Below are 14,384 nucleotides of genomic sequence, written 5' to 3' on the forward strand. Positions count from 1 at the left end.
GCGACCCGGGAAAGCTCGGCGAGCCGAGAGTCAGGCGCCGCGACCGATGCCGCGGGGCAGCTTCTTCGGGTCCCAGCCCAGCAGCAGCTGGGCGCGCTCGAAGGCGAACCGGTCGGTCATGCCCCCGACGTAGGCGACGGCGCCGTGCGTGAGGTTGCCGCGGGTGTACTCCGCAGGCAGCGACTCGGGGTTCTCCAGGTAGTACGTGACGAGGTCGCGCAGCACGTCGACGACGGTGGTGGACTGGGCGACGGACTCCGGGCGGGTGTAGATCCGTTCGTAGTTGAAGCGACGCAGCTCCGCGAGTGCCTCAGCCGTCGTCTTGTCCATGCCGACGGTGCCGGTCGCGGCCGTCGTCTCGATCACCGCGTTGATGAACGTGGCGAGCTGCTGGCTCCGTCTCGTGCCGGCCACCTCGCGCACGATCGGGGGCACGTCGTCGATCGTGACGATGCCCGCGTGGATGGCGTCCTCGAGGTCGTGAGCGCAGTAGGCGATGCGGTCGGCCCAGGAGACGATCTCCCCCTCCACCGTCAGCGGTGCGGGGCGCGACCAGGAGTGATTGCGGATGCCGTCGAGCGTCTGGACGGTGAGGTTCAGGTCGGCCAGGACGACGTCGGCCCCCCACGGGCCGTGGTCGTAGCCCTCCGAGATGAACTCGTCGAACGCGTCCTCCGAGGCGTGGCCGCCTGGTCCGTGGCCGCAGTCGTGGCCGAGCGCGATGGCGTCGGTCAGCGTGACGTTGACGCCGATGCCCCGCGCCATCGCGACGGCGGCCTGGGCCACCTCGAGCGCGTGCGTCAGGCGGGTGCGCTGGTGGTCGGTCGGGTAGACGACCACCTGCGTCTTTCCCGCCAACCTGCGGAAGGCCGCAGAGTGCACGATCCGGTCGCGGTCACGCTCGAAGCAGGTGCGCAGCGGGTCGGGTTCCTCCTGAATGGCCCGCTCGCCCGAGCCGCGCGAGAAGGCCGCCTCCGGCACCAGCGTCAGCCGCTCCAGCTCCTCTCGGGCCTCCCGGCGGCGCGGCTCGCGGGGCGAGACGCGCGCCCGCGAGGACGAGTGGGCGACGGTGACGTCCGAGCCGTGGCCGTGCATCGTCTCGGCCCAGGCCCGTGCGCGCGGCAACAGGTTGTCGTTCATCCCCTCAAACGTAGTCCACGCCAACGGCGGAAGCGCGTAGGCGGAACCGCCGGCCGCTCGCCCTGCGGGACCCACTCCGACAGCGGCTCCCCAGTGTAGATCTGCCGGGGCCGGTAGATGCGCTGACCCGGGTTGTCGTGGACCTCCTTCCAGTGCGCGATCCAGCCCGGCGTGCGGCCGATCCCGAACAGCACCGTGAACATGTCCTTCGGGATGCCGATGGCGCGCAGGATGATGCCGGAGTAGAAGTCGACGTTCGGGTAGAGGCGGCGCGAGGTGAAGTAGTCGTCAGCGAGCGCGATCTGCTCGACCTCACGGGCGATGTCCAGCAGCGGGTCGGTCACGTGCATCGAGTCGAGCAGCGAGTCCGCGGCCTCCTTGAGGATCTTCGCCCGCGGGTCGAAGTTGCGGTAGACGCGGTGTCCGAAGCCCATCAGCTTGACGTCGGATGACTTGTCCTTGACCTTCGCGACGTACTCCGCGGCCGTCAGGTCGCCCTCGTTGATCCGCTCCAGCATCTCGATGACGGCCATGTTGGCGCCGCCGTGCAGGCGACCCCACAGGGCGTTGACGCCGGCGGACACCGACGCGAACAGGTTCGCCTGCGACGAGGCGACCATGCGGACGGTCGACGTCGAGCAGTTCTGCTCGTGGTCGCCGTGCAGGACAAGGAACATGTTGAGCGCGTGGGCGACCTCGGGCGTCGCCTCGTAGTCGCGGTACGGGACCGAGAACATCATGTGCAGGAAGTTCTCGGCGTAGGGCAGGTCGTAGCGAGGGTAGGTGACCGGCTGCCCCAGGTGCGACTTGTAGGACGCCGCCGCGATCGTGCGGGTCTTGGCGAGCAGGCTGGCCGCCGCCCGACGGAATCCCGCCTCGTCGTCGAACTCCTGGTGCGGCTCGTAGCTCTGCAGCGCGTTGATCATCGACGAGAGAATGCTCATCGGGTGTGCGTTGACGGGGAACCCGTCGAAGTGCTTGCGCATATCGCGGTGTAGCGACGAGTTCTCGGTCAGCAGGTCGCGGAACTCGTCGCGCTGTTCCTTGTCGGGCAGCGAGCCGAAAATCAGCAGCTCGGCGGTCTCGATGAAGCTCGAGCGGGCGGCCAGGTCCTCGATGGGCACGCCGCGGTACCGCAGGATGCCCTTCTCGCCGTCGATGAAGGTGATCGCCGACTCGCACGAGCCGGTGTTGCCGTAGCCGTCGTCGAGGGTGATGAGCCCGGTCGCGGCGCGCAGCGAGCTGATGTCGATGCCGCGCTCGCCCTCGGTTCCGGTCACGACGGGCAGCACGTGCTCGACCCCGTCGACGACGAGGGTCACAGATTCGGTCATTGGGGATTTCCTCCGATCGAAGGGGCAGCCCACGAGGAGCAACCGCGTTTCGGGGAATCTACTCCGGCCTTCTCTGGCGTTCCCGGGTCGGGTCGGATAACGGGACTCCTCAGCCGCCCGAGACACCGACCTCAGCGTCGCTCAGGTCCAGGTCGCAGCCGGAGGTGTCGTCGTACCAGCCGTGCGGAAGGACGACCTTGCCTCGCGGCGACCCCTGCCGCCCGCGCGGCGTCCCCAGTTCCGCGACGGGGAACTGTGCGTCCGCATCGAGCTGGCTGACCAGGTCCCGGAGCTCGTCCAGCGACGAGACCATCGCGAACGACCGGCGCAGCTCGCCGACGGGGTAGCCCTTGAAGTACCAGGCCATGTGCTTGCGCAGGTCCGTCAGCCCGTGTCGCTCGCCCTGGTGCTCGGCGAGAAGCTCCGCGTGCCGGATGATCATCCGGCCGACCTCGCCGAGCGTCGGGCGGATCCGCTGGCCCTCCCCGCGGAAGGCGGCAGCCAGGTCGCCGAACAGCCAGGGGCGGCCGAGGCAGCCGCGGCCGATGACGACGCCGTCGCAGCCGGTCTCCTCCATCATGGTCAGCGCGTCCTCGGCCTCCCAGATGTCGCCGTTGCCGAGCACCGGGATGCCGACCGCCTGCTTGAGCTCCGCGATCCGGGCCCAGTCGGCCTCCCCCGAGTACGCCTGCGCGACGGTGCGGCCGTGCAGGGTGATCGCCGCCGCGCCCTCCTCCTCGGCGATGCGGCCCGCGTCGAGGAATGTGATGTGGGCGTCGTCGATGCCGATGCGGGTCTTGACGGTGACGGGCACGCCGAACTCGTCGGCCGCGGCGACCGTCTCACGGACTATGGCGCGCAGCCGGTCCCGCTTGTAGGGCAGCACTCCCCCGCCGCCCTTCCGGGTGACCTTCGGCACGGGGCAGCCGAAGTTGAGGTCGATGTGGTCGACGGCGAAGTCTCGGGCGAGGATGCGGGCGGCCTCGGCCATGATCGGGGCGTCGACGCCGTAGAGCTGCACCGAGCGGGTGGTCTCGCCGTCGTCGAAGCGCACCATGTCGCGCGACTTCGGATCACCGACGACCAGCCCACGCGACGTGATCATCTCGCACACGTACAGCCCGGCGCCCTGCTCGCGGCACAGCTGCCGGTACGCGGCGTTCGTCACACCCGCCATGGGCGCGAGCACCACGGGCAGCTCGACGACGACGGCGTCGCGCCGGCTCGGCGCGTGCAGGCGCAGCGGGGCGAAGGTGGTGGCGGTCGCGGTCAACGCGGGGCTCCTCGGGGTAGCAGGGCGACGTGACAGTCTACGTCGTGGATGAGGCGAGGCGAGAATCGTCGTCGGGGTGGAACCCTTCGCTCCGCTCAGGGCCCTTCGACAAGCTCAGGGAACCGGGGCAGGCCCAGGGAACCTGACGGGTCGCCGAGCACTTCGACAGGCTCAGCACATGCCTGTCGAGGTGCCTCGAGCGCAGCGAGAGGAGTCTCCGGGCGGAGAGCTTCAGCCGACCGGGCGGTGGCGGCGACTGTAGGGGGCGACCATCGGAGTGCCGCTCACGGGGTCCGGGAGGACCTCGGAGTCGATGCCGAAGACCTCCTTCACCAGAGCCGCGTCGACGATGTCGACGGGGGCGCCCTGCGCCACGATCCGGCCGTCCTTCATCGCGATCAGATGCTCGGCGTAGCGGCAGGCCAGCGCCAGCTCGTGCAGCACCATCACGACGGTGGTGCCGCGACGCTCGTTCAGGTCAGCGAGCAGGTCGAGCACGTCGATCTGGTGCGAGATGTCGAGGTAGGTGGTCGGCTCATCCAGCAGGAGCAGGTCGGTGGCCTGCGCCAGAGCCATGGCGATCCAGACGCGCTGACGCTGGCCGCCGGACAGCTCGTCCACACTGCGCTCGGCCAGGTCGATCACCCCGGCGGAGGCCATCGCCTCGTCGACGATCTCGTCGTCGTTCGCCGTGCCTCGCCGCAGCCAGCCCTGGTGCGGGTAGCGGCCGCGGGAGACGAGGTCGGCCACGGTGATCGAGTCGGGCGCGATGGGCGACTGCGGCAGGAGGCCCAACAGTGTGGCGACACGTGAGGTCGGCATGGTGTGGATGTCGTGGCCGTCGAGTAGCACCTTCCCGGAGGTCGGCGCCAGCAGGCGCGCCAGGCCCCGCAGCAGCGTGGACTTGCCGCACGCGTTGGCGCCCACGATGACGGTGAGGCGGCCGGGGGGCACGTCGAGGTCGAGCCCGTCGACGACGGTGCGCTGGTCGTAGCCGAGGCTGACGCTCTCGGCGCTCAGCTGGTGCGACGTGGTCACGATCGTCCTCCCGGGCGGTTGGTGTCGTTCCTGGCCAGCAGCCAGGCGAGGTAGGGGGCGCCGAGGGCGCCGGTGACGACGCCGACGGGCAGGTTGACGCCCGAAACGGCGTACTGGGCGATGAGATCCGCGCCGATGACGAGCGCGGCGCCGACCGCGGTGGCCGCGGCGGGCGAGGCTGACGCGTGGCCGACCAGGCGGCGCGCGATCTGGGGCGCCATCAGCGCGACGAACCCGACGGGGCCGGCCGCTCCGACCGCGACCGCGGCGAGCACGACGGCGGTCAGGAGCACGAGGACGCGGGTGCGCTCGACCCGGAACCCGAGGCCCGCGGCCGTCGCGTCGCCGAGCTCGAGCGCGCGCAGCCCCCTGGCCTGCAGCGCAAGCGCGACCAGCGCCAGGATGCCGACGACGGCGGTGACGGTCACGACCGGCCACCCCGCCCCGTTCAGCGAGCCGACCAGCCAGGTGTAGGCCACGGCCGCGTCACGGCTGTCGACCGTGGTGATCAGGTAGCTGGTCAACGCCGTGGCGACCGCGGCCACGCCGATGCCGACCAGCACCAGGCGCATCCCGACGAGCCCGCGGTTCCACGTCAGGCCCGCCACGATCGCGGCCCCGACGACGCCGCCGACGGCGACCAGCAGGGTGAGCGGCAGCCCGGAGATGCCGAGCAGCAGCACGCCGGCAACGCCCGCGGTGCCGGACGCGGACGTGACGCCGATGATGTCCGGGCTGGCGAGCGGGTTGCGCAGCACGGCCTGGAACACGGCGCCGGACGCGCCGAGGCAGCCGCCGACGAGCACGGCGGCCAGCGCCCGTGGGAGGCGGTTCTGCAGCACGACGAAGTTGGTGATCCGGTCGCCGCGTCCGGTGAGCGCCTCGAGCACCTCGGTCGGGGTGAGCCCCGCCTGGCCGAGCATCAGCGCGACGACGAACAGAGCGAGAGCCAGCGTCGTCATGCATAGGCCGACGGTCATGGTGCGGCGGCGGAGGTTCCGCCGGCAGGTCGCGGTGACGCTCACAGGCCGGCCGCCCTTCCCCGTCGGATCAACGCGATGAACACCGGGGCGCCGACGACGGCCACGACGATGCCCACCTGCAGCTCGCTCGGCCGGGCGACGATCCGCGCCACGACGTCGGCGAACAGCAGGATCGCGGCGGCCGCGGGCGCGCTGTAGGGCAGGATCCAGCGGTAGTCGGGCCCCGTGAAACGGCGCACGGCGTGCGGGACGACCAGCGCGAGGAAGCTGATCGGGCCGGCGACGGCGGTGGCGGTTCCGACGAGCACCACGAGGATCGCGCCGACCAGCAGCCGCGTGCGGCCGACGTTCAGGCCGAGGCCTGCGGCGGTGTCGTCGCCGAGCGCGAGCAGGTTGAGGGGCCGGCCGAGGAACAGCGCGGCGACGACGCCGGCCACGAGGAACGGCGCGATCGGCCCGAGCACGTCGAAGCCGCGGCCGGCGAGCGCGCCGACCTGCCAGAACCGCATGGTGTCGAGCGCCTCGGCGCGCGCGATCAGGAGGCCCGAGACCAGCGAGGTGGCGGCGGCGCCGATCGCGGCGCCGGCGAGCGTGAGCTTGACGGGTGTGGCGCCCTCCCGACCGCGCGAGGCGATGAACCACACGAGCGCGGAGGCGATGCAGGCGCCGGCGAAGGCGAACCAGAGGTAGCCCGCGGGGTTCGTGACGCCGAAGGCGACGATGCCCACCACCACGGCGAGCGACGCTCCGGGGGAGATGCCGAGCAGGCCAGGGTCGGCGATGGGGTTGCGGGTCAGGCCCTGTGCGACGGCCCCCGCCAGCCCCAGCGCGGCCCCTACGGCGATGCCGACCACCGTCCTGGGCAGCCGCTTGTCGATGATGGCGATGTGCTCGGGGTCGGCCGCGTCGTAGGCGACGATCGCCCGCCACACGCTCTCGAGCGAGATGTCGGCGCTGCCGACGGCGAGGCTGAGGAACGACGCGGCCACCAGAGCGACGATCAGCACCACGGCCCCCAGGGCGCGCCGGTCCGTGGACCGGCCCCGGTCGAGCCCCGGGGCCGGTCTGCTGGAGGTGCTGGTGCTACTTGACACGCTCAGCGGCCGCGGCGAGCTGCGGCACGTACTGGTCGAGCATCCACGGGATGGACAGGACGGTCGGTGCGCTGGAGGCCATCACGAAGGACTCGCCCACGATCGGGGCGAAGCGCTCCTCCTTGACCTGCGGCATGGCCGCGACCAGCGGGTCGGCGACGAACGCGTCGGCCTCGTCCTGGCTGCCGAAGTAGGCCACGAGCACGTCGGACTCCACCTTCTGCAGGTTCTCGAACGAGACGGGGAAGAAGTACGAGTCGTCCTCCTTCGGATCCAGCGCGTCGACCGACGGGGCCACCGACATGCCGAGCTGGGCGAGCAGCTGCACGCGCGGGTCGGTGTCGCGGAAGATGTTGAGCACCTCGGGCTGGTTGTTCGCGGCGTAGACGAACGTCTTCCCGTCGAGCACCGGGTTGTCGGCGGCAAGCTTGGCGACGGCGTCATCGGTCTGCTGCACGAGAGCGGCGGCCTCGTCCTCCAGCCCGAGGGCCCGGCCGACGATCGTCGTCTGGTCCTGCCAGGTGGTGGCCCACATCTGGTCGGGGTAGGCGACGACCGGAGCGATCTGGCTGAGCGAGTCGAACTGTTCCTGCGTGAGGCCGGAGTAGGGGGCGAGGATGACGTCGGGCCTGACGGCCACGAACTCCTCCACGTCCGGCTCGCCGTTCTCGGTGCCGGTGAGCAGCGTCGGGGTCTCGCCGCCGAGCTCGGTGATCTTGTCGGCGTCCCAGGGCAGGACACCGTCCTCGTTGCCGCCGTAGGTGTTGGCTGGCATCGCGACGGGCACGACACCCAGTGCGAGCACGGCATCCTGCGCGGACCAGCCCCAGGTCGCGACGCGCTCGGGCTTGGACTCGATCACCGCGTCGCCGAGGGCGGAGGTGATGGTGACGGGGAATGCGTCGTCGGCGGCGGACGAGGAGGTCGAGGCGGCATCGGTGGTCGCGTCGCTGCTGGAACCGCAACCGGTCAGCGCGAGGGCGGCGACCAGCACCGACGAGACGCCGAGGGCTGCTCGCTTGGCGATGGCATGCATGGGGAACCTTTCGGAGGCGGCCCTTGTCAGGGCCGCGGGCCGGTCTGGAATAAAGCAAGGACAATATAGAGCTAAACCGGGGCGGACACTCAGTCGCCACAGCGACGGCGGGATAGGGCAGCATTGCCTTCATGAGGAACCACCGATGAGCACGCACCTGACAGCCGTCTCCGACCCGGACGAGCTGGCGCGCGTCTACCGCGAGCTGCTGGAGCCCAGCTTCCCCGCCGACGAGCTCGGTCCACTGGAGGCGCTCCAGGCCGACCTCGGTGATCCCGGCTCGCTGGTCCTGACTCTGCGGGACGACGAGGGCCTGGACCTGGCCGTGTCGATCGCCTTCCACGACGCCGGCGCGGGAGTGCTGCTGCTCGCCTATCTGGCGGTCCGGCCGGGCACGCGCGGCGGCGGGTACGGCAACGCGCTGATGGCGGGCTCTCTCCAGCGGTGGGACGAGGTCTTCTCCCCGGATTTCGTGATCGGCGAGGTCGAGCGGCCGGGCGACCGCGCCGACGTGGTCGAGGAACACGGCGACCCGGAGGCCAGGCTGCGGTTCTACCGCCGCTTCGGTGCGCGGCGCGTCGTCGCCCCGTTCTTCCAGCCCGGGATCGCGCCGGCACGCCACCGTATCCCGATGTACCTCATGCTGCTGAACATCTCCCCCTCCGCGAGGGTGGGCGAGGAGGTCGACGGGCACCTCAGCGTCTCGGCGCCGCCGCTGCGGGCATTCGTCGCCGACTACATCGCGGCCACCGAGGAGCGCCCGCCCACCGACCCCGAGGCCGTCGAGCTGCTGGCCGCCCTGGGGGGCGACACCGTGGACACCGTTCCCCTCTGACCAGCGGGCCTGCCGCCCGGCTCAGAGGCGCTCCAGCTCGAACAGGACGGCCGACTCGGGCAGCATCATCGGGGCGCGCACCCCGACGGTGCCGAGCAGTCTGCCCGGCAGCACGACGGGCTGCGCCTCCCACGCGGGGCGCAGCTGCGGCGGCACCGGCTGCCGGTCGATGACGGTCAGCCGGTAGTCCGCGTCACTGTCGAGGCCGGGGAACCGCACAAGGCCGAGGTTGGCGCCAGGCGTGGCGGACAGCTGAGCCAGCGAGAAGATCGCCTTGTCATTCGTGACGACGCCCTTGAACCAGGTGCCGGGATCCGGGGTGTCGACGCGGATCTGCCGACCGCCGAGCAGCACTGATCGGTTGGCCTTGTACCAGTCGATCCACCAGCCCAGCTCGGCCAGCTCGTCCTCGGTGGCCTGCGCGAGGTCCCACTCGATGCCCAGGTGCCCGAACACGGCGGTGGCGGCCCGGAAGGTGAGGTCGTGCCAGCGCCCCGTCGTGTGCGAACGGCCCGAGGCGATGTGGCTGCCCTGGAACTCCGGCGGGATCAGCTGGCCGGTCCACGGCAGCATCCGCTGCCGCTCGGCCGGGTCGATGATGTCGGAGACCCACACCCGCTCGGTCCGCTTGAGGACCTCGAGGTCGACTCGGGCGCCGCCGGAGCTGCACGACTCGAACTCCACGCCCGGGTGCCGCCGGCGCAGCTCGTCGAGCAGCCGGTAGAAGGCGGCGGTCTGCGCGTGCACGCCGGGCCGGCCGTCCGGCCCGCTGCCGGCGTCGACCAGGTCGCGGTTGTGGTCCCACTTCACGTAATCGATGCGGTACTCGGCGAGCACGGCGTCCACCTGGCCGAGGACGTGGGCGAAGGCGCCCTCGTCGGCGAGGTTGAGCACCTGCTGGAAGCGCGACTCGACAGGCAGCCGGCCGGCGGGCTGCAGCACCCACTCTGGATGCGCCCGGGCGACGTCGGAGTCGAGGTTGACCATCTCGGGCTCGAACCAGAGCCCGAACTGCATGCCGAGGTCCTTGACCTGGTCGACCAAGGGGTGCAGGCCGTCGGGCCACGCCTGGGGGGAGACGACCCAGTCGCCCAGGCCGGCGCGCTCGTTGCGGCGGCCACCGAACCAGCCGTCGTCGAGCACGAACCGCTCGACGCCCACCCTCGCCGCGCGGCGGGCGAGGTCGACGAGACGGTCGGCATCGTGGTCGAAGTAGACGGCCTCCCAGACGTTGAGCGTCACCGGGCGGTCGGCCGACGGGGCGTGGGGCTGGGCCCGGAGGAAGCCGTGGAAACGATCGGCGACCGCGTCGAGGCCGTGCCCGTGGCCGAAGTACAGCCAGGGGGTCGCGTAGCTCTCCCCCGTCGCCAGCCTGGCCTCCCCCGGCAGCAGCAGCTCGCCGCCGGAGATGAGTTGGGTGCCGTAGAGGTCGCGCTCGACCTGGTGGATGTGGTTGCCGCTCCACGCCGTGTGGACGCACCAGACCTCGCCCGCGCCGAACCCGAAGCCCGCCTCCCCGATGTGGAGGACATAGGCGGCGTCAGCGCCGGTGCGGCCGTGTCGCCCCTCCCTGCGGTGGGCGCCCGTGCCGAGTGTCGTGCGCTGCGGGAACCGTTCCACGCCCCAGCGCCCGGCGAAGTCGAGGACCTCCGTGGCGCGGGTCGGCACCGGCAGCGCCAGCGTGAACTCATCGACGGTGAACGTCCCCGCGCCGAGGTTGGTGACCGCGGCCTGCGCCGCGACCAGGCCCTGCGGCGTCAGCTCCACAGTAATGGTCAGCTCGAGGCCGGGCGCGACGGCGTGGAAGCCGACGCTGGCGGCGCCGAGCGAGGCGAAGGCAGGGGCGGGCGCGCCGTCGACCGTCACGGCGTCCACCCGCCAGTAAGGCGTCCACTCGCGGCCGTCGCGCGAGCCGATCAGCCCGGGTCGCACCGTGATGCCGCGCCTGGCCTCCGGCAGGACGGCGTAACGGACGGGCAGGTCCGGCGCGCTGGGCGCGACGGTGGCGCGGGTCGCCGCCGACAGCTCGGTGAGCTGGGTCTCGGAGACGGGGCCGAGGTGGTCTCCCCAGTGCAGCACTTCGGGGAGGTCTCCCCCCGTCGTCTCCAGTGCGATGCTGACTCCGGCGGCGGAAAGGACGAGGCGGGTGTCCACGATGACTCCTCAGTCGTATCAGGTGTTGCGGGGCTGGTTCTCGCCGACCTCGTCGGGCGGCAGGTAGGCGCTCGGCTCGTCGACGGCCCGGCTGAGCAGCGGGGTCAGCAGCATCTTCGCGTCGTACCCGTTGAAGGAGCGACGGTAGGCGCCGACGGACGCCCAGCGGCCGACGATGGCCCACAGACCCGGCTCGTCGAGGTTCTGCACGAGGTCCATGCTGACGCAGCCGGGACGGGCCGACCACCAGTCGACGACGGGCTGAGCCTCGTCCCGGAACCCGTCGCCCTGGTCGCGGAAGCGGCTGATGGCGAGCATGGTCACGACACTAGCGGACGATCTCCGGTGGTCACACGCCCTGGGCTTTGACAGCGACCCTCCACCAGTTGATAATGGTTCTCATGAACCTGAAGCCCGCACTTGCCGCCGCCGCAGCGCTCAGCCTCGCGGCCTGCGGCTCGACCGCAGCCACCAGCTCGACCGACGCCGAGGACAACGGCCCCGACGTGGTCGTGGCCTTCTACCCGCTGGAGTGGGCGAGCACCCAGGTGATGGGCGACATCGGGTCCGTCTCGACGCTCACCGCGCCGGGCGTCGAGCCCCACGACCTGGAGCTCACGCCGAAGCAGGTCGCTTCCCTTGCCGACGCCGACCTGGTCATCTACCTCTCCGACTTCCAGAGCGCCGTCGACGACGCCATCGAGCAGTCCGGCGCGACAAACGTGCTGGACGTCGCCCAGTACGTCGACCTGCTCACCCCCGTCGAGGACCACGACCACGAGGCGGACGAGCACGAGGAGGAGGCCACCGAGGACGAGCACGACCACGGCGACTTCGACCCGCACTTCTGGCAGGACCCGACCCGGATGCAGAAGGTTGTCGCGGCGATCTCCGACGCGCTCGCCGAGGTCGACGCCGACGACGCCGCGACGTTCCAGGCCAACGCGGAGACCGCGTCAGAGGACCTCGGCAAGATCGACGACGAGTTCACCACCGGCCTGGCCGACTGCGCGATCAGCGAGTTCATCACCACGCACGAGGCCTTCGGCTACCTCGCCGACCGCTACGACCTGACCCAGATCGGCATCTCGGGCATCAGCCCCGACGAGGAGCCCTCGCCGGCCCGCATCGCCGCCATCCAGGAGGAGGCGACGGAGCACAACATCACCACGATCTTCTTCGAGACCCTCAGCTCCGACGCAGTCGCCTCATCGATCGCCAGCGATCTCGGCCTGAAGACCGCTGTGCTCGACCCCCTCGAGGGCGTCACGGAAAAGTCGCCCGGCACTGACTACCCTTCAATCATGCGCGCAAACCTCGAAGCACTACGGACGGCCAATGGCTGCAGCTGACCTCGTCCACGCCGAGGGCGTCTACGTCTCCCTCGGCGGGATGCCCATCCTCCGCGACGTCCACGTCGACGTCGCGGCCGGTGAGGCCGTCGCCCTGATCGGCGGCAACGGATCCGGCAAGTCGACGCTCATCCGCGCCGTGCTGGGGCTCATCCCGCACCAGGAGGGCGTCGTCGAGCTGTTCGGCGAGCGGCTGCCCGGATTCCACGACTGGCGGCGCGTGGGCTACGTGCCACAGCTGTCGACGGTGAACGTGGCCGGCGCGACCGTCCGCGAGATCGCCTCGGCCGGGCGGCTGGCACACCGCAGGCCCTTCCAATGGTTGTCCGCCGCCGACCGGGCTGCCAGGGACCACGCCCTCGAACAGGTCGGGCTGGCCGACCGCGCGAAGTGGCCGTTCAGCGCGCTGTCCGGAGGCCAGAAGCAGCGGGTGCTGATCGCCCGCGCACTGGCCGCCGAGCCCGAGCTGCTCGTGATGGACGAACCGCTGGCCGGCGTCGACCTGCACAGCCAGGCCGGGCTGGCGGAGCTGCTGCGTGGCTTCCGAGACGCGGGGCTCGGCCTGCTCGTCGTGTTGCACGAACGCGGAGCCATGGCCGAGGTCCTCGACCGCACGGTCACGCTGTGCGACGGACGCGTCGTCACCGGCGAGAACCACCCCGTCGATACCGAACACGACCACCCTGCCCCCGAGCCGTCGCTGATCGGGCTCTCCGACCCCATCGCAGGAGCGGCATCATGATCGAGATCCTCTCCCTGCCCTTCATGCAGCGCGCGGTCATCGCCGCCGTGTTGAGCGGACTCATCGCGCCCGCCATCGGCACCTTCATCGTCCAGAAGCGCATGAGCCTGCTGGGCGACGGGCTCGGCCATGTGGCGATCGCGGGCGTCGGCCTGGCGCTGATGACGGGCTGGGCGACCATGCCCGTCGCCGTCGTCGTCTGCGTCGTCGGGGCGGTGGCCGTCGAGCTGCTGCGCCAGCACGGCAAGGCGACCGGCGACCTCGGCCTGGCCATCCTGTTCTACGGCGGCCTTGCCTCGGGCGTGTTGATGGCGGGCATCGCCGGGCAGGGCGCCGGCGGCCTCTCGTCGTACCTGTTCGGCTCGCTCACCTCGGTCAGCGAGACCGACATCGTGCTCATCGCCGTGCTCGGGGTCGTGATCCTGGTGACCTGCATCGGGCTGGCCCCCCGACTGTTCGCCGTGTGTGTCGACGAGGACTTCGCCCGCGTGCTCGGCATCCGCGTCAAGGTCATCAACCTGCTGGTGGTCGTGCTGGCCGCCATCAGCATCACGGCGGCGATGCGGACGGTCGGGCTCCTGCTGATCAGCGCGCTGATGGTCATCCCCGTGGCCGCCGCCCAGCAGCTGTTCGTCGGCTTCTACCGTGCCTTCTTCGGGTCGATGGTCGTCGGCGTGCTGGCGGCCCTCGGCGGCACCGTCGGCTCCTACTACCTCGACACGGCCACCGGCGCCACCATCGTCGTGACCTCCATCGTGCTGCTCGGCATCGCCTGGCTGCTCGGCGGGCGGATCCGCAGGGCGCACCATTTCATCCCGTTCGTCGAGGACGACGGCGACCACGACTACATGCGCGCCGAGAACCACGACGACACCTTCGCCCACAAGGGCGGGGTCAAGGTCATTCAGCACGGAGACCACGTCGACTACGTCCACGACGGGCACCGGCACGCCCTCCACGGAGACCACTATGACGAGCACTAACAGCCCGGTCACCCGCCAGACATGGCAGCGCGCCGCTGTGCGCGACCTGATGGAGGGGGCACGCGAGTTCCGCACCGCGCAGCAGGTCCACGACCAGTTGCGCGGGATCGGGGCGAAGGTGGGGCTCGCCACGGTCTACCGGGCGCTGCAGGCGATGGCCGAGGCCGGCGAGGTGGACGTGCTGCGTACCCCCGACGGCGAGGCGGCCTACCGTCGCTGCTCCGCCGGTCACCACCACCACCTCGTCTGTCGACGCTGCGGCTTCTCGATCGAGATCAAGCCGACAGACCTGGAGGCCTGGGCGGCCACCGTCGCGCAGCAGCACGGCTTCACGCAGGTCGGCCACGAGCTCGAGATCTTCGGGCTGTGTCAGGACTGCTCCCGGCTGGCGGACGACTCCTGACCCACTCTCCCGAGTCG

Annotated in this window: 14 protein-coding genes; 5 read left to right on the forward strand and 9 right to left on the reverse strand. The window is 71.0% G+C overall.

Translation table 11 applies throughout. The annotated features are described in order from the left end of the window. Nucleotides 1-30: 30 nt before the first annotated feature. The 7 genes from KDB89_RS08315 to KDB89_RS08345 all read right to left on the reverse strand — a co-directional run bounded on the left by KDB89_RS08315 (nucleotide 31) and on the right by KDB89_RS08345 (nucleotide 7,898). Complete coding sequence (locus KDB89_RS08315) at nucleotides 31-1,095, reverse strand: HD domain-containing protein (protein ID WP_219084256.1); 1,065 nt, start codon at nucleotides 1,093-1,095, stop codon at nucleotides 31-33. Nucleotides 1,096-1,136: 41 nt separating this feature from the next. Further along, the gene (locus tag KDB89_RS08320; protein ID WP_219080077.1) at nucleotides 1,137-2,474 is read right to left on the reverse strand and encodes a citrate synthase; all 1,338 of its coding nucleotides are present in this window, start codon (nucleotides 2,472-2,474) and stop codon (nucleotides 1,137-1,139) included. 109 nt (nucleotides 2,475-2,583) lie between these two features. Next, complete coding sequence (gene dusB / locus KDB89_RS08325) at nucleotides 2,584-3,747, reverse strand: tRNA dihydrouridine synthase DusB (RefSeq protein ID WP_219080079.1); 1,164 nt, start codon at nucleotides 3,745-3,747, stop codon at nucleotides 2,584-2,586. A gap of 231 nt (nucleotides 3,748-3,978) precedes the next feature. Then, on the reverse strand, nucleotides 3,979-4,785 hold the full coding sequence (locus KDB89_RS08330) for an ABC transporter ATP-binding protein (RefSeq protein ID WP_219080081.1): 807 nt from the start codon (nucleotides 4,783-4,785) through the stop codon (nucleotides 3,979-3,981). Beyond that, nucleotides 4,782-5,810, reverse strand: a complete 1,029-nt coding sequence (locus KDB89_RS08335; protein ID WP_219080083.1) for a FecCD family ABC transporter permease — start codon at nucleotides 5,808-5,810, stop codon at nucleotides 4,782-4,784. Before KDB89_RS08335 ends, KDB89_RS08330 begins: the two co-directional genes overlap by 4 nt. Continuing rightward, nucleotides 5,807-6,775: a FecCD family ABC transporter permease gene (locus KDB89_RS08340; protein WP_255555848.1), complete on the reverse strand. Its 969-nt coding sequence runs from the start codon at nucleotides 6,773-6,775 to the stop codon at nucleotides 5,807-5,809. The genes KDB89_RS08335 and KDB89_RS08340 overlap by 4 nt, the downstream gene beginning before the upstream one ends. A gap of 76 nt (nucleotides 6,776-6,851) precedes the next feature. Then, nucleotides 6,852-7,898 (reverse strand): iron-siderophore ABC transporter substrate-binding protein, encoded by a 1,047-nt coding sequence (locus tag KDB89_RS08345; RefSeq protein WP_219080085.1) that lies wholly within the window; start codon nucleotides 7,896-7,898, stop codon nucleotides 6,852-6,854. Nucleotides 7,899-8,043: 145 nt separating this feature from the next. On the opposite strand from KDB89_RS08345, the gene KDB89_RS08350 reads away from it, so the two are divergent. After that, nucleotides 8,044-8,733, forward strand: a complete 690-nt coding sequence (locus KDB89_RS08350; RefSeq protein WP_219080088.1) for a GNAT family N-acetyltransferase — start codon at nucleotides 8,044-8,046, stop codon at nucleotides 8,731-8,733. Nucleotides 8,734-8,754: 21 nt separating this feature from the next. Here KDB89_RS08350 and KDB89_RS08355 read toward each other — a convergent pair whose 3' ends face one another. Both KDB89_RS08355 and KDB89_RS08360 read right to left on the reverse strand, forming a co-directional pair. Next, a complete protein-coding gene (locus KDB89_RS08355) occupies nucleotides 8,755-10,887 on the reverse strand; it encodes an alpha-galactosidase (protein WP_219080090.1) in 2,133 nt (710 codons plus the stop codon). A gap of 18 nt (nucleotides 10,888-10,905) precedes the next feature. Further along, on the reverse strand, nucleotides 10,906-11,205 hold the full coding sequence (locus KDB89_RS08360) for an antibiotic biosynthesis monooxygenase family protein (protein ID WP_219080093.1): 300 nt from the start codon (nucleotides 11,203-11,205) through the stop codon (nucleotides 10,906-10,908). 83 nt (nucleotides 11,206-11,288) lie between these two features. Here KDB89_RS08360 and KDB89_RS08365 point away from each other — a divergent pair, with 83 nt between their 5' ends. Genes KDB89_RS08365 through KDB89_RS08380 form a run of 4 tightly spaced genes read left to right on the forward strand, consistent with a single transcriptional unit; the run spans nucleotide 11,289 to nucleotide 14,367 of the window. Continuing rightward, on the forward strand, nucleotides 11,289-12,239 hold the full coding sequence (locus tag KDB89_RS08365; protein WP_255555849.1) for a metal ABC transporter substrate-binding protein: 951 nt from the start codon (nucleotides 11,289-11,291) through the stop codon (nucleotides 12,237-12,239). Further along, on the forward strand, nucleotides 12,226-12,981 hold the full coding sequence (locus KDB89_RS08370; RefSeq protein ID WP_219080096.1) for a metal ABC transporter ATP-binding protein: 756 nt from the start codon (nucleotides 12,226-12,228) through the stop codon (nucleotides 12,979-12,981). The genes KDB89_RS08365 and KDB89_RS08370 overlap by 14 nt, the downstream gene beginning before the upstream one ends. Beyond that, nucleotides 12,978-13,964 carry a metal ABC transporter permease gene (locus tag KDB89_RS08375; protein ID WP_369408082.1) on the forward strand — a complete coding sequence of 329 codons (987 nt, stop codon included), beginning with the start codon at nucleotides 12,978-12,980 and terminating at the stop codon, nucleotides 13,962-13,964. The genes KDB89_RS08370 and KDB89_RS08375 overlap by 4 nt, the downstream gene beginning before the upstream one ends. After that, on the forward strand, nucleotides 13,951-14,367 hold the full coding sequence (locus KDB89_RS08380) for a Fur family transcriptional regulator (protein WP_219080097.1): 417 nt from the start codon (nucleotides 13,951-13,953) through the stop codon (nucleotides 14,365-14,367). Before KDB89_RS08375 ends, KDB89_RS08380 begins: the two co-directional genes overlap by 14 nt. Nucleotides 14,368-14,384 lie beyond the last annotated feature (17 nt).

The sequence above is a fragment of the Tessaracoccus palaemonis genome (assembly GCF_019316905.1).
Classification (GTDB): domain Bacteria; phylum Actinomycetota; class Actinomycetes; order Propionibacteriales; family Propionibacteriaceae; genus Arachnia; species Arachnia palaemonis.